Source organism: Streptomyces sp. STR69 (assembly GCF_024519455.1).
Classification (GTDB): domain Bacteria; phylum Actinomycetota; class Actinomycetes; order Streptomycetales; family Streptomycetaceae; genus Streptomyces.
The window spans coordinates 83,124-104,363 of record NZ_JALJRY010000021.1 but is presented as its reverse complement, the minus strand read 5'-3'; the positions used below and the strand labels follow the sequence as shown (position 1 = coordinate 104,363).

Sequence of the window (21,240 nt, the reverse complement as noted above, 5' to 3'; positions counted from 1 at the left end):
CGGTGCGGTACATACGGGCGCCGGGTTCGGTGGCGTACGGGTCGGCGACGAAGCGGTCGGCGGTGAGCGCGGGGCGTCGGTGGTAGCCGCGGGCCAGCTGGACGCCGGTCAGGTACAGCTCGCCGGGGACGCCGTCCGGCACCGGGCGCAGGCAGGAGTCGAGGACGCGCAGGCCGGTGTTCCACACGGGCCTGCCGATGGGCACGGTGGTGTCGGGTGAGCCGTCGTAGGTGTGGTGCGTGACGTCGACGGCGGCCTCGGTGGGGCCGTAGAGGTTGTGCAGCGGGACGCCGGTCAGCTCGTGCCAGCGGTGGGCCGCGGAACCGGACAGGGCCTCGCCGCTGCTGAAGACGCGGCGCAGGCTGCCCGCCCATGTCGGGTCGGCGGTGACCTCGTCGGAGGCGAGGAACGCGTCCAGCATCGACGGCACGAAGTGCATGGTCGTGACGCCCTCGGCCTGGATCAGGCGGGCCAGATAGGCGGTGTCGCGGTGGCCGTCCGGGGCGGCGAGGACGACGGCGGCGCCCTCGCGCAGTGCCCAGAAGAACTCCCAGACGCTCACGTCGAAGCTGGCCGGTGTCTTCTGCAACACCCGGTCGTCGGCGGTGAGTTGGTAGGCACCCTGCATCCAGGCCAGTCGGTTGCCGATGGCGCGGTGGGTGACGACGACGCCCTTGGGGCGGCCGGTGGAGCCGGAGGTGTAGATGAGGTAGGCGGGGTCGTCGGGGCGGGCGGGGTCCTCCGCTCCGCCGAACAGGGCCTCTTCGCCCTCGGCGTCCACCCGCAGCACGTCCAGGCCCTCGACCGAGGGGAGCCGGTCCGCGTCCCGTTCCGTCGTGACGACCGTGGTCGCGCCCGAGTCGGCCAGCATGTGGGCCAGGCGCTCGGCCGGGTAGTCCAGGTCGAGGGGCAGATAGGCGGCCCCCGACTTGAGGACTCCCAGCAGTGCCACCATCAGCTCCGCCGAGCGGGGTACGGCGACGGCGACGAACCGCTCGCGGCCCGCGCCCTTGGCCCGCAGCCGGGCGGCCAACTCCTCGGCCCGTGCGTCCAGTTCGGCGTAGGTGAGAGTGGTCGTGCCGTCGTACACGACAGCTGTCGCGTCCGGAGTCCGCGCGGCCTGTGCGGCGAACACGGCTGCGAGGGTGGTGGCCGGGACCGGTCGGATCTCCCCCGCCGGGTGGGCGGCGGTCAGCTCGTCCGGGGTGAGCAGGTCGAGGTCGGCGACGCGGGCGCCGGGGTCGTCGGCGAGGGCGTGCAGGACGAGGGTGAGCCGGTCGGCGAGGGACTGCACGGCCTCGGCGTCGAGGCGCCCGGTGTGGTGCTTGAGGCGCAGGTCGAGGCGGCGGCCGGGCTTGACGATGAGGGCGAGGGGGTAGTGCACGGCGTCGTGGAAGGCGTGTCCGGCGACGGCGATCGTGCCGGTGGGGTCGGTGATGCCGGGGGCGCCCTCGCCGCCGGGGTAGTTCTCGAACACCACGAGGGTGTCGAAGAGTTCGCCGTCGCCCGCGTGGCCGGTGGCGCGCTGGATGTCGGCGAGGCCGAGGTGCTGGTGGTCGAGGAGCGCGCTCTGTTCGTCCTGGAGCCGGTCGAGGAGCCCGCCCAGAGTGTCTCCGGGGGCCCAACGCAGGCGGGTGGGCAGGGTGTTGATGAACAGGCCGATCATCGACTCGATGCCGTCGACGGCGGCGTCACGTCCGGCGACCGTCGTACCGAACAGCACGTCCTGGCGGCCCGTCATCCGGCCGACGAGCAGGCCCCAGGCGCCCTGGATGAGGGTGCCGAGGGTGACTCCGCGTTCGCGGGCGCGGGCGGTGAGCCGCGAGGTGACGCGTTCGGTCAACTCGACGCGGATCTGGGCGGGTTCGAGGGGTCCGGCGGGTGCGGGGGCGGCGACGAGACGGGTGGGCTCGTCGACTCCGGCGAGCGCGGTGCGCCAGGCGGCGCGGGCCGCCTCGCGGTCGGCACCGGCGATCCGGCGGAGGTAGCCGCGGTAGGGGGCGACTTCGGGGAGGGGGGTGGGGTTCTCGCCGTAGAGGGCGAGGAGTTCGCGGTGCAGGACGGGCAGGGACCAGCCGTCCGCGACGATGTGATGGAACGTGAGGACCAGTCGGCTGCGGTCCTCGCCGAAGCGGACGAGGGCGCAGCGGATCAGCGGCGGGTGGGCGAGGTCGAAGCGGTGGGCGCGTTCGTCGGCGGCTACGGCCTCGGCGAGGGCGCGGCGGACCGTGGGGTCTTCCTGTGTGGCCAGGTCGACCTCGTGCCAGGGCAGTTCGAGGCCGGAGGCGATGAGCTGGACCGGGCGGCCGTCGGGCGTCTGGCGGAAGCAGGCGCGCAGCGGGGCGTGCCGGTCGACGAGTCGCTGTGCGGCCGTGCGCAGCAGGGTGCCGTCGACCGGGCCGGACAGTTCGATGATCTGCTGCACGACATAGGCGTCGTGTTCGGCGCCGTCCACCAGGGCGTGGAAGAAGAAGCCCTCCTGGAGCGGGCCGAGGGGCAGTGCCTCTTCGACGGTGACGGGGAAATCGCCCTGTACTGCGTCGAGTTCGTCCTCGCTCAGGGACCGCCACGGGGTGGTGGTCGGGTCGTCGGCCGTGCCGGTGCGGGCGACGGTGGCGAGTTCGGCGACCGTGCGGTGCCGGAACACGTCGCGCGGGGTGAACTCCAGGCCTGCCCTGCGGGCGAGGATGAGGAGGTGGACGGCGACGATACTGTCGCCGCCGAGCGCGAAGAAGTCGTCGTCGACGCCGACCGAGGGGACCTTGAGGACCCGCGCGTACAGGTCGCAGAGCAGTCGTTCGCGGGCGGTCTCGGGGGCGCGGCCCGCGCTGAGCAGCCGGGTGAGGTCCGGGACGGGCAGTGCGGCGGCGTCGAGCTTGCCGCTGGGGGTGACGGGCAGCCGGTCCAGCGGGACGAAGGCGGCCGGGACCATGTAGTCGGGCAGGTACTCGGTGGCGTGTGTCCGCAGGGTCGACATCAGGGCGTTGACGTTGCGGAAGGGCGCGGGGCGGTTGGTGAGCGGGTGGCCGCATCCGGGGCGGTACGGCGCCTGTGCCTCCGCTTCGAGGGCGAACTCGGCGTCCAGGCTGCCGTCTTCGGCGTCCCCGTTCCAGGTGAGCGCCAGCTCGTAGCCGTGCCGCGCGGCGATCTCGTACAGCGCCTCGGGGTCCACGCCGTACGGTCCGGCGGCCGGCCTGCTGCTGTCGGCGAGGGCGTCGAGCGCGGCGAGGTCGTCGGCGAGGCGGGAGTTGGGGATGCCGGTGACGCGCGACCGGGGCGGGCGGCCGGCGAGCAGCGCGTCCAGCGCCTGCACCGAACCGAGCGCGGGCCAGGGCGAGTCGGGGGTCTCCTCGGGTGCGTCCGACTGGGGTCGCAGCACGACGTCGTAGCGGTAGCGGGTGAGTTCGTTGTGGTGGGTGCCTCGCTTGACCCGGATGTCGGCGGCGAGGCCGTCGAGGGTGGTGAAGTAGTCGGGGTCGACGAGGAGTTCGCCCTCCCAGGCGACGGCCCGGTCCACGGCGGCGCGCTGGGCTTCCTTGTCCGCGCCCGTCTCGTCTCCCTCGTCGCGCGCCCGTCCGCTTTCGACGGCCGCGCTCAGGGTGCGCAGCAGGCGCAGGTTGCGTACGTCGCCGACGAACACCGCGCCGCCGGGGGCGAGCAGTTCCACGGCGTTACGGAGCACGTCGGTGAGGTAGTCGCCGCCGGGGAAGTACTGGATGACGGAGTTGACGACGATCGTGTCGAAGTGGCCCTCGGGCAGTCCGGTGAGGTCGTGCGCGGGGCGGGCCAACAGGGTGACGCGGTGCGCGAGTTCGGGGATCGCGGACACCTGGGCGTCCAGGGCGCGTACGGCTTCCTCGGAGAGGTCGGTGCCCCAGTACTCGGCGCAGTCCGGGGCGAGCCGGGACAGCAGCAGGCCGGAGCCGACGCCGATCTCCAGGATGCGGCGGGGCCGTAGCGCGCGGATGCGGTCAAGGGTGGCCTCGCGCCACTCGCGCATGTCGGCGAGCGGGATGGGCAGGCCGTCGTACATGCTGTTCCAGCCCGCGAAGTTCTCCTCGAAGCCGTCCGATCCGGCGGCGGAGTAGAGGAGTTCGTGCAGGTCCTTCCAGTCGGCGACGCCCTCGTCGGGGGTCGCCTCGGCGTCCAGCGAGGGCACGACGTAGGCGGCGAGGCGGCGTTCGCCGGGGCGGTCCTCGCGGACGACCACGGCGGCCTGGTCGACGGCCGGGTGGGAGCGCAGGACGGACTCGATCTCGCCGGGTTCGATGCGGAAGCCGCGGATCTTGACCTGGGTGTCGACGCGGCCGTGGAACTCCAGCCGTCCGTCCGTCTTCCAGCGCACCAAGTCACCCGTGCGGTAGAGGCGTTCGCCGGGTGCGGCAGTCATGTCGGCGGGGGCGGCGACGAAGCGTTCGGCGGTGAGGGCGGGGCGGCCGAGGTAGCCGCGGGCCAGGCCGTCGCCCGCGAGGTAGAGCTCTCCCGTGACCCCGGCGGGGACGGGGCGGAGTCGGTCGTCGAGGACGTAGGCGCGGGTGCCGGGGTCGGGGATGCCGATGGGCACGATGGTGCCGGTGGGGGTGTCCGGGTCGCAGAGGCCGAGGGTGGAGTTGGTGGTGGCCTCGGTCGGGCCGTAGGCGTTGAACATCATCCGGCCGCGTGCGTAGCGGCCGACCAGCTCGGGCGAGACGCGTTCGGTGCCCGCCAGCAGGGTTGCTGCGGGCGGGAGTTGGACGTCCTCGGGCATGGCGGCGAGCAGCGCCGGCGGGAGGATCATGAAGGTGATGCCGTGCTCGTCGGCGTAGTCGGCGAGGGGTGCGCCCGGGACGCGGCGGTCGGTGGGGACGAGGACGAGCCGGCCGCCGGAGAGCAGGCCGAGGCACAGGTCCCAGAACGCGACGTCGAAGCTGGGTGAGGCGAACTGGAGGACGCGGCTGTGCGGGCCGATTCCGAATCGTTCCTGCTGGGTGGCGACGAGTTTGGCGACACCCGCGTGGGACAGCACGGTGCCCTTGGGACGGCCGGTGGAGCCGGAGGTGTAGATGACGTAGGCGGCGTGCGCGGTCGTCAACTCGTCTGCGGTGGCGGGGCCTTGGGCGGGGTGGGCGGCCAGTTCGGCGAGCGTGTCCGGGGCGTCGAGGACCAGCGGGTCCAGGCCCGGCGGGAGGTCGGGGGCGATCTCCGCGGTGGTGACGAGGCACACCGGGCGGGCGTCGGCGAGCATGTACGCGATGCGGTCGGCCGGGTAGTCGGTGTCGACGGGCAGATAGGCGGCGCCCGCCTTCAGGACGGCGACCTCGGCCACGATCATGTCGGCGGAGCGCGGTACGGCGAGCGCGACGACCTGTTCGGGTCCGGCGCCCCGGGCCACCAGCGCGTGCGCCAACTTCGCGGCGCGGGCGTCGAGTTCGGCGTAGGTGAGGCGGACGTCCTCGTGGATGAGGGCGATCTCGTGCGGGCGGGCGGCGACCTGGTCGGCGAACATACGGGGCCAGGTGAGCGCGGGCACGTCGTGCGCGGTGTCGTTCCAGTCGTGCAGGATGCGGTGCCGCTCGTCGGCGCCGAGGAGTTCGAGGTCGGCGACCTGGGCGTCCGGGCGGGCGAGGGCGTCGGCGAGGAGGGTGCCGTAGTGGCCGAGGACCAGGTCGACGGTGGCGGGGGTGAAGAGGTCGGTGCGGTAGTCCGCCGCCACCTCCCCGTCGGTCACGGTGAGGGCCAGGTCCAGTGGGCCGCTCTCGTGCCAGGGGTCGGCGCCGAGGCCAGTGGCGCACAACAGGCCGCCGCCGCGGAAGGGTTCGGGGGCGAGGAGCCGTAGGAGATCGGTCGTCGGCAGGTGGTGGGCGGCGGCCTCGGCGCGTACGGCGGTGATCCGGTCGCGGAGTTCGGTGAACGGGGTGTCGCCGTCGACGGTGACGCGCAGCGGGAGGCCCTCGTGGGCGACCGCCGTCTCGGTGGCCGTGGTGCCGCTGTAGCGGTGCAACAGGGCGACGAAAGCGGCGAGTTGGCTGGCCGTGTCGGTCATGGTGTCGAGTACGGCCGTGCGTCGCGCGCGGGACACCGGGCCGTCCTGGCGTGGCGGACGGGGGAAGTCCAGCGGCAGTGCGGTCTCCGGAACCGGAGACGCGAAGCGCCGTCGCCAGAAGTCGTTCGTCGCCGTTGCCTGTGCCGAAGAAAGCGTGTTGCCCGCCACAGCTGCCCGTGCCTCCCAATGCGTGCGGAACGGCTCAGCGGAGCCGCGACCGCTCGCATAGTAAGGTAAGCATTGCCTTACTTGATAGACCCTCCCGGGAACCACCGGCGCATGTCACAGCAGCTGAGGTTATGCTCACCTAAGCTGCTGGCCGGGCTGTCCGGTGGTCCGCCAACAGGGCTCCAGATCACGGAAGATGACCCGGAACACGACATGGAGACCGGCACGTGGCTTCAGGCAGAAGGCTTCGCACCACGGTGCTGGTGACACTCGTCGTCGCCCTCCTCGTCCTGCTGTCCCTGCTGTCCGTCGCGCTGGGCGCGCTCAGCGTTCCGCTCGACCAGGTCGTGCGCTCGGTCCTCGGCCATCCGCCCAGCCGGCTGGTCGACAACATCATCTGGTCGGTGCGGGTGCCCCGCACCCTGCTCGGCCTGACGACGGGTGCCGCGCTCGGCCTGTCCGGCGCGCTGATGCAGGCCCTGACCCGCAATCCGCTCGCGGACCCGGGGATCCTCGGGGTGAGCGCGGGCGCGTCCTTCGCGATCGTCCTGGCGGTCGGGGTGCTCGGGGCCACCTCGCTGTACGGCTATGTGTGGTTCGCGTTCGGCGGGGCGCTCGTCGCGAGTGTCGTGGTCTTCTTCCTGGGGCGGCTCGGCAGGTCCGGGGCAACGCCGGTCAAGCTGGCGCTCGCCGGGGTCGCCGTCACCTCGCTGCTGTCGTCGTTCACCAGCGCCATCGTGCTGACCGACCAGGACGCGCTGGACCGCTACCGCTTCTGGTCGGCCGGCACCCTGGCCGACCAGGACTCCGGCGATCTGGTGCGCATCCTGCCCTTCCTCGCCGTGGGCGCCGTACTGGCGCTGTCCTGCGCGCCCGCCCTCAACAGCATGGCCCTCGGCGACGACGTGGCCGCCTCGCTGGGACGGCGGCTTGGTCTGGTACGACTCCAAGGGGTCACCGCCGTCGTGCTGTTGACCGGCGCGTCCGTCGCCGTCATCGGTCCTGTCGTCTTCCTGGGGCTGGTCGTCCCGCACATCGCCAGGGTCCTCGCCCAGTGGGTCGGCATCGGCCCCGACTACCGGTGGCTGCTGCCGCTGTCCGCCGCGCTCGCGCCCGTGCTGCTGCTGTCCGCCGACATCCTGGGCCGGATGGTGGACCGTCCGACCGAGATCCAGGCCGGCGTTCTCGTCGCCTTCCTCGGCGGCCCGTTCTTCATCGTCCTGGTCCGCCGCCGGAAGCTCGCGGAGGTATGAGCGTGTCCGCACCACCGTCACCTGCCGTCCTGGGCAACCGGCCGTTCCGGCTGACCGTCCCTCCGGTGTCCGGCGTGCTGCGTCCGCGCCTGCTGCTCACGGGAGTCGGCGTGGGCGTGGGCGCGTTCCTGTTGTTCTGCCGGGGTCTGACCATCGGCGACTATCCCGTGGCGTTCACCGACGTCATCAGGGCGCTCTGGGGTTCGGGCGACGCGGGCACGGTCATCGTCGTACAGGATCTGCGGCTGCCGCGCGCGCTGGTCGGACTGCTGGTCGGGATCGCGTTCGGGGTCTCCGGGGCCGTGTTCCAGACGATGACCCGCAACCCGCTGGCCAGCCCCGACATGATCGGGCTCACCGAAGGTGCGGGAACTGCTGTGGTGGCGGCGGTGGTTCTGGGCTGGACCGGCGGACTCGGGCTCTCCACGCTGGGGTTGCTCGGGGCGCTGGTGACCGCGCTGCTCGTGTACGCGCTGGCGTGGAAGGGCGGGGCCACCGGGTACCGGATCATCCTGGTCGGCATCGGGGTGTCCTGGATCTGCTCCAGCGCCACCAACTTCCTTGTGGCGCGCGGCAATCGGTTCGAGGCGGAAGCAGCCCTCGGGTGGCTGGTCGGCAACCTCAACGGCCGGACCTGGGGCCAGGTGGACTCCCTGGCCGTCGCCCTGGCCGTGCTGCTGCCGGTCACGCTGGGCATGGGCCGCTGGATGCGCACGCTGATGCTCGGCGACGACGTGGCCGCCGGGCTCGGCACACCCGTCCAAGTGGTGCGGCTGGCACTGCTGTTGGCGGGGGTGGGCCTGGTCGCGTTCGGTACGGCGGCGGCCGGTCCGGTGGCGTTCGTCGCGCTGGCCTGTCCGCAGATCGCCCAGCGGCTGGCGGGCACCTCGTCGCCGCCTCCGCTCGTCTCCGGTCTCACCGGCGCGTTCGTCGTCCTCGGCTCGGACCTCCTCGCCCGCGAGGCGATCCCCGGGACGGAACTGCCGGTCGGTATCGTCACCGGCGCCCTGGGCGCGCCGGTCCTGCTGTGGCTGCTCATCCGCGTCAACCGCGCGGGCTCTGGAGGCTGATCGCATGTCGACCGCTGACCCGCGCGCCCCGCGGACGTCCGAATCACCCGCCTCGGGGCCGGAGTTGCGGGCACGTGATCTTCATCTCGCCTATGACGGACGGGCGGTGGTCGAGCATCTGGACCTGACCGTACCGACGGGCCGGATCACGGCCATCGTCGGCGCCAACGCCTGCGGGAAATCGACCCTGTTGCGGGCGCTCGCCCGGCTGCTGGCGCCGCGCCAGGGCGTGGTGGAGCTGGACGGCGTCGGGCTGCGTTCCGTGCCGACCCGTGAACTCGCCCGCAAACTGGGCATTTTGCCGCAGACGCCGGTGGCGCCGGAGGGGCTGACCGTCCTCGACCTGGTCGGCAGGGGCCGGTCCCCGCACCAGACCTGGTGGCGGCAGTGGTCGGCCGCGGACGAGGAGGCCGTGCACGCGGCGCTTGAGGCGACCAATCTCACCGAACTCGCCGAGCGTCCGGTCGACGAACTCTCCGGCGGCCAGCGGCAACGCGCCTGGATAGCCATGGCAGTTGCCCAGGGCACCCCTGTGCTGCTCCTCGACGAGCCGACGACGTATCTCGACCTCGCCCACCAGATCGACGTACTCGACCTGATCACTGACCTCAACCGGCGCGAGGGCCGCACGGTGGTGATGGTCCTGCACGACCTCAACCAGGCCTGCCGGTACGCCGATCACGTCATCGCCATGAAGGCCGGCCGTATCGTCGCCGAGGGCACGCCCGCCGACGTCGTCACCGAGGCCACCGTCGAGGACGTCTTCGACCTGCGCTGCCGGATCACCCCCGACCCCGTCAGCGGCACCCCGATGGTGATCCCGCTGGGACGGCACCACCACGACGGCACCGCTCCGGCCGCCAAGTCCGAGGACACCGTCACGACCGGGTGAGGGCTCCGCCGGGGACCAGGTTCAAAAAAGTGTGTCACTTCTCGCGAGAAGTGACACACTTTTTGGGACCCCCTGTCCCGCCCGGCACGACACGCCGACCGGCGCGGGCTCGTCCGCTCAGGGACGGGACGTCAAGTACCCGCCCATGGTGCGGAAGTAGTCCCCGGCCGCGTACTCGGTGCCGTCGTCGGTGCGCACCCGGCGGACCAACAGCCCACGGCCTCGCCCGGTATGGGCCTCGGGGCCCGCCACGATGACCACGCCGTCGCCCTCGCGGATGAAGATCCGGCCCGGGGTGCCGCCGTAGCGTCCCTCCGAGACGGCCGCCGAGACGATCCTGAGCCGCCGGCCCCGGTGGAAGGCGTAGGCGTTCGGGTACGGGTCCGACTGGGCGCGTACGAGGCGTTCCAGGCGTTCCGCGGGCCAGCTCCAGTCGATCCGGCTGTCCTCCGCCGACCGCTTGTGGAAGAAGCTGGCGCGACCGCGGTCCTGCGGCACCCACTGGCCGGCGTCGCGGCCCGAGGCGATCAGGTCGAGCGACTCGCGCACGATGGGCGAGATGAGGTCGACGGTCCGGTGGAACAGGTCGGTCGCGGTGTCGGCGGGTCCGACCGGTACCGAGCGCTGGATCAGGATGTCCCCGGCGTCGAGTTCGCCGTTCATGCGGTGCGCGGTGACGCCGACGCGCGGCTCGTCGTTCAGGAGCGCCCAGATGATCGGCGAGAAGCCCGCGTACGACGGCAGCAGCGAGTCGTGGACGTTGAGGGTGCCGTGCGGCGGGAGGTCGAACAGCTCCGGCGGCAGCCAGGTCCGCCAGTTGTTGGCGACGATGATGTCCGGCCGTGCCTCCCGTACGGCGTCGAGGAGTTCGGCGTCGTCGGGGCGGTTGCGCAGCAGGACGGGGACGTCGTGCTTCTCGGCGAGTTCGGCGACGTTGTCGTCCCAGATCTTCTCGTAGGCATGCTCACTCTTCGGATGGGTGACGACGGACACGACCTCGTGGTCGGAGTCCAGCAGCGCCTGCAGCGTGCGGTGACCCCAGGTCTGATAGCCGAGCATGACGACCCGCATGACGGTCCTCCCCTTCAACGACTCATTGCAAGGTAAGCCTTACCTTATCTAGCATTGGGCTGCCTGAGGGAGGCGATGCCACGGTGAAGTCACCGCTACTGGATTCCGAAGTGGTCCACGACATACTCGGAATCGGATTCGGTCCGTCAAATCTCGCTCTGTCCATAGCGGTTGAGGAGCACAACAAGAGCCTTCCGGCAGACAGCCGTCTCAACGCCCTGTTCCTGGAGCGCCAGCCGCGGTTCGGCTGGCACCGGGGCATGCTCATCGACGACGCCACGATGCAGGTGTCGTTCCTCAAAGACCTGGTCACGCTGCGGAATCCGACCAGCGACTACAGCTTCCTCTGCTTCCTGCGCGAGCAGGGCAGACTGATCGACTTCCTGAACCAGAAGACCCTCTTCCCGCTGCGCGTGGAGTTCCACGAGTACTTCGAGTGGGCGGCCGAGCGGGTCTCCCACCTCGTCTCCTACGGCAGCGAGGTCGTCTCCGTCGACCCGGTGCGCGGCGACGACGGCGAGGTGGCCTACTTCGACGTCACCACCCGGGACCCCTCGGGGAACGGCGCGACCGTGACCCGCCGGGCCCGCAACATCAGCGTGGCCATGGGTCTTGAGCCGCATGTGCCGCCGGGTCTGGAACTGGGCGAACGCCTCTGGCACAACAGCGAGTTGATCCCCCGCGCAACCGAACTGGCCGATGCGGGGCAGCCGGTGCGGCGGGCCGTGGTGCTCGGCGCGGGCCAGAGCGCCGCCGAGGCGGTGGACTATCTGCACCGCACCTTCCCGGACGCCGAGGTGTGCTCGGTGTTCGCCAAGTACGGCTACACCCCCGCCGACGACAGCCCGTTCGCGAACCGCATCTTCGACCCGGAGGCGGTCGACGTCTACTTCTCGGCGCCCTCCGAGGTCAAGCAGTCGCTGCTCGACTACCACCGGTCCACCAACTACTCCGTGGTCGACATGGAGTTGATCGAGGCCCTGTACGCCACCGCGTACCGGGAGAAGGTGGCGGGACGGGAGCGGTTGCGGTTCCTGAACGTCTCGCGGGTCCGCGCCGTCGACCCCGGGGCGGGCGGCGGTCTCGACGTCGCCGTGGAGTTCCTGCCCACCGGTGAGAAGCAGGTGCTGGCCGCCGACGTACTGGTGCTCGCGACCGGTTACCGGCCCCGCGACCTGAGTTCACTGCTCGGCGAGGCGGCCAAGCTCTGCCTCAGGGACGACGGGGACGAGATCCGCGTGGGCCGGGACCACCGGGTCGAGACCGTCCCGGAGGTCACCGCCGGCCTCTACCTCCAGGGCGGCACCGAGCACACCCACGGGCTGACCAGCACCCTGCTGTCGACGGTCGCGGTCCGGGCGGAGGAGATTCACCGCTCGGTACAGGCGACGAAAGTAACCGTCTGACACCCCCACGACTCCCCGGGCCCGGAGGGTACGGTCCCTTCCGGGCCCGGGGTCTTTGCCTGCGCCCAGTCAACTCCCCGTGAGATCAACGGTGTTGGGGCACCGGATCGCCGAACACGTCCACAACGCCCCGCACGGTCCGCACCGCTCCGCAGGTCGCCGCGATCCAGTCCACGGCCATCCGGTGATCGTCGTGCGCCCGGTCGGCCACCGCGTCCGCGACGACGAACGGCTCCATGTCCTGCATCCACGCGTCGGCCGCGGCCAGCAGCACCTGAGTGCGCGCGAACACACCGCCGATCACCGGCTGGTCGCGCCCCAACTCCGCGAGCCTGCGCCGCAGTCGGGTACCGGCGAAGGCACTGAACCGCTTGGCGACCAGGACGCTGTCGCCGACCTGCGGCCTGATCGCGTCCACGATGTCCCGGGAGTCCTCGCCACCGGGCAAATGCGGGTGCCCGAAACTGGTCTCGCGCCCGTCCCGTTCACGCTCGGCGGTCTTGAGGGTGTACAGCACGGGGATACCCGCGGCCCGCGTCGACGGACCAGCCGGTACGGTCCGGGGGCAGCGCGGCGGGGCCGGGCATGTCGTACGGGATCATGAGTAAGGACCGTGGGTCCAGCGGCCGTTCGTCATCGTGGCGTGCACGGGCATCGTGCGCAGGGTGTCCGGATCGGCGTCCAGCGGATCCGCGTCCACGACCACCAGGTCGGCCGGGTCCCCGACCCTGATGAGCCGGCGTCCGCGGGCCGCGGCCACCAACGCGTCCGGGACGGACAGGCGTTGCTCCGGGTGCCAGGCGGGGCGTTCGTCGTCGGTACGGCTGACCGCCGAGGCGATGGCGAGCCAGGGGTCGAGCGGCGAGACCGGGGCGTCCGAGCCGAACTCCAGCCGTGCACCCGCGGCGAGCAGATCGCCGTAGGCGAAGGCGCGTTCGGTACGTCCGACCCAGTGCCGGTCCGCCACATCGCGGTCGTCCGTCGCGTGCCGGGGCTGGACTCCCGCGACGACCCCCAACTCGGCGAATCTCGGGAGGTCTTCGGGGCTCAGCAGCTGCGCGTGCTCGATCCGGCCGCGGCAGCGCACCGCCTCGAAGGCGTCCAGGGCAACGGTGTTGGCGCGGTCGCCGATGGCGTGCACCGCCGGTTCGATGCCGTGCGCGGCGGCGCGCCGCATGAGCCGTACGAGCTCGTCGGGGGCGGTCTGCTCGATGCCGTGGGCGCCGTCCGTGCCCTCAAGGCCCGGGTAGGGGTCGCGGCACAGGGCGGTGCGGGTGTTGAGCGAGCCGTCCGTGAAGAGTTTCAGCGGGCCCACCCCGACCAGGCCGCCGATCTCGTCGCCCGTGCGCAGCCCGCGCTTGATCGCGGCGTCGAGGTAGGCGGGGTAGACCGCCGCCAACACCCTTACGGCGGGCCGGAACCGGGCCGAGCGGCGTTCCCAGTCCGCGACCGTGTCGCCGAACTGGAAGTCGATGACACCGGTGACCCCGCGTGCGGCGGCGGCCCGGCAGGCCTCCTCGATCCAGCCGTCGAGCACCTCGGTCGGAGTCGCGGGGAGGGCCGCGAGGACCTCATGGGCCTCGTGTTCCCTGATCAGTCCGGTGGGGTGGTCGGCGCGGCCGACGAGGGCGAGGCAGGCGGAGTTGAACCACGCGGCATGGAGATCGGCGCTGACCAGGGCGACCGGCCGGTCCGGCAGCACCGCGTCGAGGAGTGCCTTGTGCGGGGCGTCGGGCCACAGGCCGTCGCGGAACCCGTAGCCGTAGAGCACCGTGCCGTCGGCCGCCCCGGCGCGATCCTTGACGAGGTCGGCCACCGCCCGCGCGGAGGCGGTTCCGGCCAGGTCCAGCCGGTGCCGGGCGCTCGCCCATTCCGCGAGGTGGACATGGGCGTCCCACAGGCCGGGCAGCAGCACCCGCCCGTCGAGATCGAGGACCGGTCCACCGCCGGCCCCGGTGTCCGTGTCCGCGCCCGTTTCCGGAACGACGTGGGTGATCCTGCCGTCCGCCACCCGCAGCCGGGCAAGCGGTCCACCGGCGCCGAGCCGGACCCGGGTGAGCGTCCGTGCGGGCGCCTGGGCGCTTGCGGTGTCTGCCACGCGAAACCCCCTGGATAAAGTTAGCCTTACCTTACCTCCAAATCAGTGCCGGGCCGGGACGAGCCCGGCGATGACACCGGTGACAGTGTTCACGACCTCCCCGACGACCGACACCACCGGCTGCACGGAATCGGCGACCGGTGTGGGCGCGGGCTCCGGCGCGGGCTCCTCACAGCAGGCGACCTGCACGGCGCGGGGCGCGTTCTGCGGTGGGTCCTGTTGGGGAGGATCCGCGGAAGGCGGCTGCGGTACGTCACCACCCTCGGGAGCTGCCGTCGGAGCACCACCGCGGGGCGCGTCGCCCCGTCCCTCCGTCTCCCCACCGTCCGCCGGTTCGCCGCCCTCGGCCCCCGCACGGGCGGCGGATCCGAGCGCCCAGCGCTGCCCGGCGGACCCGTCCCGTCCCGCCAGCACGATCCGCGCCCCCTTCTTCCCGTTCTCGGGAGCGACGGCCAGCCCCTGGCTCCAGCGGAGCAGCAGCTCACCGCGGACCGTCAGGTCGTAGTGCACCTCGCCGGCGTGCACCAGGCACCCGGCCAGCGTGACCGTGCCCCTGTCGGTGTCGGAGGCGAGGCAGAGTCCGGGATCGTCGAGGCTGCGCAGCAGACCGTCCTGGTCGTACGACCACTGCTGCGATCCGGCGGTGGAGCACGCGGCCAGCGTGACGGCGGCGCCGGTCCGCACCCGCCCGCCGGCCACGTCGAGGCACAGCCCGGACGCGAGGGCGCGCAGCACACCCTGTTGGACGACTCCCGCGCCGACGGCACCGGCAGCCGACTCGTCACCGGCCGACGAAGGCGCCGCGACCGGGCTCTGGCGGGTCGAACTGCCGCTGGGCGCACCCCAGGTGACCTGCGGGTCGGGAGTCTCGCCCTGGGTCCAACCCTTGGAGACGAGCACGGTCGCGAGCAGGGCGAGGGAGGTCAGACCCACGCCCACGACCGCGGCCCCGGGGTGTCTGCGCGGGAAGGCGAGGAGGCCGTTCGGGGCGGGGCGGTGGCGGCCCATCGGGCGGCGGGCGGTACGAGCGGTGGTCCCGGGCGTCGCGCGGCCGGGCCGTGAGTCGAGATAGCGGCGGGCGCCCCAGCCGAGGACGGTCTCGGCGAGCAGCACTTCGAGGCCGCCGTCGAAATGACTCAACTGCTCCGCCGCGAAACGGCAGTAGCGGCATGTCATGAGATGCCGTTGCACATCGGGCAACAGACTGCCGCCGCGGCGGATCGGGACGTCGAGGAGACGGTTGTAGTAGCGGCATTCCGAGGTCGGCGCGAGTTCGTGGTGGGCACGGACGCAGCCCGCCCTGAATTGTTCACGTGCCTGGTCCAGCGCGGCGGTCGCGGTGGCCTCGTCAACGCCCAGCAGACCGGCCGGTACGGTTATGGGTTCGGCTTCGACCTCGGTGTGCCACAGCAGGCATTGGGAGGCGCCCGGCAGCTTGCCGAAGGCGCGTTCTGCGAGCTTCCGCCTTTCCGAGGTGCCGGGCCTCGCCGCGCGTAGACCTCGGCCGCCAGTGGGTTTGCGGAGTTCCGGCAGCAGCGCGGGAATTCGCTCATCGGCGGCCCACTTCTTCACCATCTCCCTTACCGCCACAAGGAGTTGGGGCCGCAGGGCGCCACCGGTCACCCGGCTCGCGAGTACCTGGTGGAAGGCGGCACTCGCCACCATGGACGCCGAACTCTCAGCGGTGGCGAGGCAGATGGCCGCATATTCGCTTGTCGCCTGCCAGTGGCGCGCGAGCAGCAGGGCGACGGCCCGAGTGGCCGCGGTTTTGTCGCCGAGTTGCGCCACCAGATTTCGGTCCGACTCCCCCGGACTCGATCCGGGGCGAGGCGGGAACGGCGGGCGTGGGGGGTAGGGGGATTGCACGGGACCATTTCCTTCCAAGCCGCAGGACGGCACACGAATGCCCGACCATCGGAAAGCAGGTGCTTGATTGGTGCATACCTATGAGCTGTCAGAAACGACCCTGACCATTGCCTTCTCACGACTGGCCTCATGAGGTGGCTCACACTCGCACAAGCGCCTGACAGGAAACAAGGAGTTAGGGTGACCGATGTTCAAAACGCTGTGAATTCAGATTGGTTACCGCCGGTATCCACAGGCGTCTACACGAAATCTCCAACTCTCCGGCGAACTAAGGGAAGCGCACAGGGAACTCCGAAGTTTCTCTCGGGATGCTCTCATCGCCGTGGGCCACCATGAGCCGCATGATCGCCCCCCACTCCTCAGCCACCCCCGCACCCACCCCCGTCCCCACGGTCCGCAAGGCGGTCGTGCCGGCCGCCGGGCTCGGCACGCGGTTCCTGCCCGCGACGAAAGCGACGCCGAAGGAGATGCTCCCGGTCGTCGACAAGCCCGCGATCCAGTACGTCGTCGAGGAGGCCGCGGCGGCCGGACTCGACGACATCCTGATGGTCACCGGCCGCCACAAGCGCGCCATCGAGGACCACTTCGACCACGCCTTCGAACTGGAACAGGCGCTGGCCGCCAAGGGCGACACCGTGCGCCTGGACGCCGTACGCGATCCCGCGCGCCTCGCCGACATCCACCACATCCGCCAGGGCGACCCGCTCGGCCTCGGCCACGCGGTGCTCTGCGCCCGCCACCACGTCGGCGACCAGCCGTTCGCCGTCCTGCTCGGCGACGACCTGATCGACCCGCGCGAGACCCTGCTCAGCCGGATGCTGGAGGTCCGCGAACGGTACGCGGGCAGCGTGGTCGCCCTGATGGAAGTCCCGGAGGAACAGGTCCACTTGTACGGCTGCGCGGCCGTCGAGCCGACCGGCGAGGACGGTGTCGTACGGGTCACCGGCCTGGTCGAGAAGCCGTCCCGCGAGGACGCGCCGAGCCGCTACGCCGTCATCGGCCGCTACGTCCTCGACCCCGCGATCTTCCCCACCCTGGAACGCACCCCGCCCGGCCGCGGCGGCGAGATCCAACTGACCGACGCCCTCCAGGAGTTGGCCACCGGCGGCACGGTCCACGGAGTCGTCTTCAAGGGCCTGCGCTACGACACCGGCGACAAGGCCGACTATCTGCGCACGGTGGTCCGGCTGGCCTGCGACCGCCCGGACCTGGGGCCCGAATTCGTCGCGTGGCTCAAGGAGTTCGTGGCGGGGATGGAAGGCGGCGCGAGCGCCGGCGAGCGCCTCGCCGCCTGAACTCCGCACGCACAAGGGCCCGGTCACGCCGTAGGCGATGACCGGGCCCTTGTGCCGGCGATGCGATGGTCAGCCGTTCGGCCGGAGCGTCCAGGTGACCGTCATCTCGCCCGTCACGGCGCCGTCCTCGCGCTGAATGGCGACGGTGACCGGGAACTCGGGACGCTCGCCCGCGTCGAGTTCGGCGACGACGTCGGCGACGGAGCGGCCGAGGGTCGCGGTGGCCCGGACCGGGCCGAGGGCGATCTTCTTGAACGCGATCTCGGCGTTGACCGGGAGCGGCACGGCCCGCGAGAGCTGGTCGCCGAAGGCGGCGAGGACGATCGCGCCGCTGGCGGACTCGCCGAGGGTGAACATGGCACCGGCGTGCGGCCCACCGACGTGGTTGCGGTACTCGCTCTGGTCCGGCAGGGCCAGCACGGCCCGCTCGGGACTGGTCTCCAGGTACTCCAGGTTCAACGTGCGAACCATTGGCACCGTGGCGGCGAGCAACTCGCCGATGGACATCTGATCTGCGCTCATGGACGGCATGTTACCCATGGGTAGCCAAGTCGGACCAGACCTGTGCGCCGGCAAACACCGTCCGGTCCCGAGTTGGTACGACCCTGACAAGGGCCGGTGACCCAACCGTGTCCCGTGCCGCACTAGGGTTACTGCCCATGTGGCCAGGACAGCAGCCGCCCGGGGGCGAGCAGAACCCGCAACAGAACCCGTACCAGCAGCCGGGGTACCAACAGCCGAATCCGTATCAGCAGCCCGGCTACCAGCAGCCCAACCCCTATGGGCAGCAACCGCAGTGGGGCGCACCTGGCCCCGCGGGCGGACCGCAGCCGCCGCAGGGCGGGGGCGGCGGAAACCGGACGAAGCTGGTCGCGATCGTCGCCGCCACGGCCGTCGTCGTGGCCGCCGGGGTGACCGGATTCCTGGTCCTCGGCGGGAACAAGGACGACAAGGCGGACGGCGGCAAGGACACGTCGAGCCAGTCGCCTTCGGCCTCCGCGGACCCGAGTGCCTCCTCCTCTTCTTCCTCCTCCTCCGGCTCCGGCTCCGACGACAACCCGCGCGGCACCGAGACCGAACAGCCGACCATCGCGGGCTGGAAGGTAGTCGTCAACCAGAAGTACGGCACCGCCTTCGACGTCCCCGCCGACTGGGAGGTCGGCACGCCGGGAACCTTCACCTTCTTCGAGGACGAGGTGAAGGGCGACGGCTCCCCGTACATCGGCTTCTCCGCGCCCGCCTATCTGAAGCAGAACTGGTGCGAGTCCGACGACAACAAGGACGGCACCAAGGAGACCTCGTCGCTGGCGTCCAGCGGCACCAAGGGCGAGGACGGCGCGAAGGACACCGCGAGCACCGCGCGCGGTGACGCCGCCGCGTTCGCCTTCGGCGGGTACACGGACCAGAAGGACTCCTCCAAGAAGTACCTGAAGATCGGTGCGGCGAAGTCGTACACGACGAAGTCCGGTGTCGCCGGCAGCGTCGCCACCTCGTACACGACCGGCGTGCCGAAGAGCGGCAAGTGCTCCTCGGACGGCAAGGCGACCTCGTTCGCCTTCAAGAACTCGGCGGGCGACTTCGTCTCCTGGACCCTCTACGGCGCCAAGGGCGTCAGCGAGGAGGTCCCCGACGCGACGGTGCAGAAGATCCTCAGCACCGTACGGCTGCACGGGGACCCGACGGGCAGTACCAGCTGACGGGCAGCACCAGCTGACGGGCCCGGCCGTTTGGCTCGTTTCTGGCCGCAATCTGTTTGGCAGAGACAGGTCGGGGCGGCGATAGTCGGCCGGTGAACGACACCGCCGCCCTCCGTCACCCGCACCGTCCCGACTGGGCTGGCCGCAACTACACCCTGCTGACCGTCGCCGCGGTGGCGACCGGGCTCGGCGGGAGCGGTGCGCTGATCGCCGCCGCGTTCGCGGTACCGGTGCCGGTCGGTGTCCTCTGCGTGGTGATGTTCGTCGCCGGAGCCACCGTCGAGGTGTTCGGGGTGTCGTGGATGACGGCACTGCACCAGGAGATCCCCGAGGAGAAACTCTCCCGGATCGCTGCGTACGACTGGCTGGGCTCGATCGCGCTGATGCCGGTCGCCGCCGCGGCGGCGGGCCCGGCGGAGTCGGTCTTCGGCCGGACGGCGGCCCTGTGGGGGTGCACGGCCCTGGTCGCCCTGGTCACGGCGGGAGCACTGTGCGTGCCGGAGGTACGGAACCTACGGCGGCGCACCGGATCGCCCACCCACGACGAACCGGGGGCCGCGAACGGCTCAGCCGATCCCGAACGCTCCGTCGGGGGGCTCGGGTGACGGTACGGCGTCCTCGTCCCGGACGGGTCGCGCGCCGCCGATGAAGTCCCGTACCGCGAGCCCGTGTTCGAGCCGCGCGGGGAAGGCGTCCGAGGCCACGAGCCGGGTCAGGGCCACCGTGTCGACCGGCCGGTGGGCGGCGACGAGCACCGCGTTGCCGAACCGGCGTCCGCGCAGCACACCCGGTTCCGCGATCAGCGCCAGCTCCCCGAACACCGCGCCGAACGTGGCGAGTTGGGCGCGCAGGAACGCGAAGGGGGCGGCGTCCGCGAGGTTGGCGAGGTAGTACCCGTCGGCCCGCAGCACGCGCTCGGCCTCGCGGGCGTACGCCACGGAGGTCAGATGCGCCGGAACCCGCGCCCCGCCGAAGACGTCCGCGACCACCACGTCCGCCGAACCGTCCGGTGCCGCCTCCAGCCACGCCCGGGCGTCGGCTCCGTGCACGGTGACACCGGCACCGTCCGGCACCGGCAGATGCTCGGCGACCATTTCCAGCAGCCCCTGGTCGGCCTCCACGACGTCCTGCCGCGAACCGGGCCGGGTGGCCGCCAGGTACCGGGGCAACGTGAGCGCCCCGCCGCCCAGATGCACCACGTCCAGCGGGCGCCCCGGCTCCGCGACGGTGTCCAGCACATGCCCGAGCCGACGCGCGTACTCGAACTCCAGATGCGTCGGCGCGTCCAGGTCCACATAGGACTGCGGCGCCCCGTCGACGGTCAGCAGCCAGGCCCGCGCCCGATCGACGTCGGGCATCAGCTTGGCGATCCCGTGATCAACGTCCCGGGTCACGGGTATCGGCTCGTTCACGGGTCCATTGTGCCGGGGTGGTGGGAGGGCGCGCGCTCGTACGAGCCCGTCAGACCCTCCACACCTCCCCCACCTCCGCCGCGTGCGCCGCTGCCTGTTCCCGCCCCGCGCGAGCGGCCGGCGCCCGTACCGCCAGGTCGAGCGGGTTGCGGCCGAACGCCTGCTTCGCCTCCTGGGAGGGATTGACGGCGACCGCGCGGGCCCCCTGTTCCACGAGCCGTCCCGTCTGGTCCGCCGCCGAGGCGAGAGGGCCACCGCCGACGGCCATGGGGGCGAGGACCACGACCCGGTCGTAGCCCTCGGCGAGGTGGGCGTTGGCGGGCGAGTGGATGCCGCCGTCCATCCAGACCCGGTCCTCGATGGTGACCGGGGGCCACACGCCGGGAACCGCGCAACTCGCGGCGACAGCGTCGGCGAGGCTCGGCCCGCTGTCCTTGTCGAAGACCCGCAGCTCCCCGGTCGCGGTGTCCACGGCGGTGAGGCGCAGGGCACGATCGGGCCACTCCGGCGAGACGAGCCGGCTCTCTATCGCGGCCCGCCGGGCCGCCGCGTCGGGTGTCCTGGCGGCGAGTGCCGTACGGCCGATCTTCCGGCCGTACGCCTCGGGAGTGCGCGAGGTCAGGGCCGCCGTCACGTAGCGGATCAGCAGGCCGACGCCGAGTCGGCCCGGGATCTCGCCCTCGGGGGCCGCGAGTTGACGCTCGTAGAGCTCCTTGAGCGTGCCCGCCAGCAGTTGCGCGCCGACGGCCGAACCGGCCGACGTACCGATCACGACATCGGCGTCGCCGAGATCCACGCCCGCCTCGCCCAGCCCGTACAGCATCCCGGCCATCCAGCCGATACCGCTGATACCCCCGCCACCCAGCACAAGTGCCTTGCCCGCCATGGTGCTCCCCTCTCTCCATCACTCGCCACGACTGCCTCCGCGATCAAGTCTTGCGCACGGCACTGACAATGACCGTCGCGGGCCGGGCGGGACCGCCCCGCCTC

General features: G+C 71.7%; 14 protein-coding genes and 1 pseudogene. 7 read left to right on the top strand and 8 right to left on the bottom strand.

Features of this window, described 5'->3' with window-relative positions; translation table 11 throughout:
* On the bottom strand, positions 1-6,190 hold a 6,190-nt coding region (locus tag OC490_RS33580), incomplete at its 3' end, for a non-ribosomal peptide synthetase (protein WP_262061792.1).
* A 227-nt stretch (positions 6,191-6,417) separates the two neighbouring features.
* Between OC490_RS33580 and OC490_RS33575 the strand changes: the two genes are divergently transcribed.
* From OC490_RS33575 to OC490_RS33565, 3 genes are read left to right on the top strand one after another with little or no spacing between them, the layout of a single operon-like run.
* Positions 6,418-7,443 (top strand): FecCD family ABC transporter permease, encoded by a 1,026-nt coding sequence (locus OC490_RS33575; RefSeq protein WP_262061791.1) that lies wholly within the window; start codon positions 6,418-6,420, stop codon positions 7,441-7,443.
* Positions 7,440-8,513 carry a FecCD family ABC transporter permease gene (locus OC490_RS33570; protein ID WP_262061790.1) on the top strand — a complete coding sequence of 358 codons (1,074 nt, stop codon included), beginning with the start codon at positions 7,440-7,442 and terminating at the stop codon, positions 8,511-8,513. The genes OC490_RS33575 and OC490_RS33570 overlap by 4 nt, the downstream gene beginning before the upstream one ends.
* 4 nt (positions 8,514-8,517) lie before the next feature.
* Positions 8,518-9,405 (top strand): ABC transporter ATP-binding protein, encoded by an 888-nt coding sequence (locus tag OC490_RS33565; RefSeq protein WP_262061789.1) that lies wholly within the window; start codon positions 8,518-8,520, stop codon positions 9,403-9,405.
* 117 nt (positions 9,406-9,522) lie between these two features.
* Here the strand turns inward: OC490_RS33565 and OC490_RS33560 are convergent, their stop codons facing one another.
* Positions 9,523-10,476 carry a methionyl-tRNA formyltransferase gene (locus OC490_RS33560; RefSeq protein ID WP_262061788.1) on the bottom strand — a complete coding sequence of 318 codons (954 nt, stop codon included), beginning with the start codon at positions 10,474-10,476 and terminating at the stop codon, positions 9,523-9,525.
* 83 nt (positions 10,477-10,559) lie between these two features.
* On the opposite strand from OC490_RS33560, the gene OC490_RS33555 reads away from it, so the two are divergent.
* Positions 10,560-11,882: a lysine N(6)-hydroxylase/L-ornithine N(5)-oxygenase family protein gene (locus OC490_RS33555; RefSeq protein WP_262061787.1), complete on the top strand. Its 1,323-nt coding sequence runs from the start codon at positions 10,560-10,562 to the stop codon at positions 11,880-11,882.
* A gap of 85 nt (positions 11,883-11,967) precedes the next feature.
* Here the strand turns inward: OC490_RS33555 and OC490_RS33550 are convergent, their stop codons facing one another.
* The 3 genes from OC490_RS33550 to OC490_RS33540 all read right to left on the bottom strand — a co-directional run bounded on the left by OC490_RS33550 (position 11,968) and on the right by OC490_RS33540 (position 15,768).
* Complete coding sequence (locus OC490_RS33550) at positions 11,968-12,399, bottom strand: isochorismatase family protein (protein WP_262061786.1); 432 nt, start codon at positions 12,397-12,399, stop codon at positions 11,968-11,970.
* 81 nt (positions 12,400-12,480) lie between these two features.
* The gene (locus OC490_RS33545) at positions 12,481-13,980 is read right to left on the bottom strand and encodes an amidohydrolase (RefSeq protein ID WP_262061785.1); all 1,500 of its coding nucleotides are present in this window, start codon (positions 13,978-13,980) and stop codon (positions 12,481-12,483) included.
* Between the two features lie 42 nt (positions 13,981-14,022).
* Positions 14,023-15,768: an RICIN domain-containing protein gene (locus tag OC490_RS33540; protein WP_262061784.1), complete on the bottom strand. Its 1,746-nt coding sequence runs from the start codon at positions 15,766-15,768 to the stop codon at positions 14,023-14,025.
* A 419-nt stretch (positions 15,769-16,187) separates the two neighbouring features.
* Between OC490_RS33540 and galU the strand changes: the two genes are divergently transcribed.
* Positions 16,188-17,141 (top strand): UTP--glucose-1-phosphate uridylyltransferase GalU, encoded by a 954-nt coding sequence (galU, locus tag OC490_RS33535; protein WP_262061783.1) that lies wholly within the window; start codon positions 16,188-16,190, stop codon positions 17,139-17,141.
* A 69-nt stretch (positions 17,142-17,210) separates the two neighbouring features.
* Here the strand turns inward: galU and OC490_RS33530 are convergent, their stop codons facing one another.
* The gene (locus OC490_RS33530) at positions 17,211-17,648 is read right to left on the bottom strand and encodes a DUF4442 domain-containing protein (protein WP_262061862.1); all 438 of its coding nucleotides are present in this window, start codon (positions 17,646-17,648) and stop codon (positions 17,211-17,213) included.
* 152 nt (positions 17,649-17,800) lie between these two features.
* Here OC490_RS33530 and OC490_RS33525 point away from each other — a divergent pair, with 152 nt between their 5' ends.
* Both OC490_RS33525 and OC490_RS33520 read left to right on the top strand, forming a co-directional pair.
* Complete coding sequence (locus OC490_RS33525) at positions 17,801-18,838, top strand: hypothetical protein (protein WP_262061782.1); 1,038 nt, start codon at positions 17,801-17,803, stop codon at positions 18,836-18,838.
* 200 nt (positions 18,839-19,038) lie between these two features.
* A pseudogene (locus OC490_RS33520) lies at positions 19,039-19,443 on the top strand (MFS transporter); the annotation flags it as partial.
* On the opposite strand, the gene OC490_RS33515 reads toward OC490_RS33520, so the two are convergent.
* Positions 19,405-20,250 (bottom strand): spermidine synthase, encoded by an 846-nt coding sequence (locus OC490_RS33515; RefSeq protein ID WP_262061781.1) that lies wholly within the window; start codon positions 20,248-20,250, stop codon positions 19,405-19,407. The pseudogene OC490_RS33520 and the gene OC490_RS33515 sit on opposite strands and share 39 nt — an antisense overlap.
* A 49-nt stretch (positions 20,251-20,299) precedes the next feature.
* Complete coding sequence (locus OC490_RS33510; protein ID WP_262061780.1) at positions 20,300-21,136, bottom strand: patatin-like phospholipase family protein; 837 nt, start codon at positions 21,134-21,136, stop codon at positions 20,300-20,302.
* Positions 21,137-21,240: the final 104 nt, after the last annotated feature.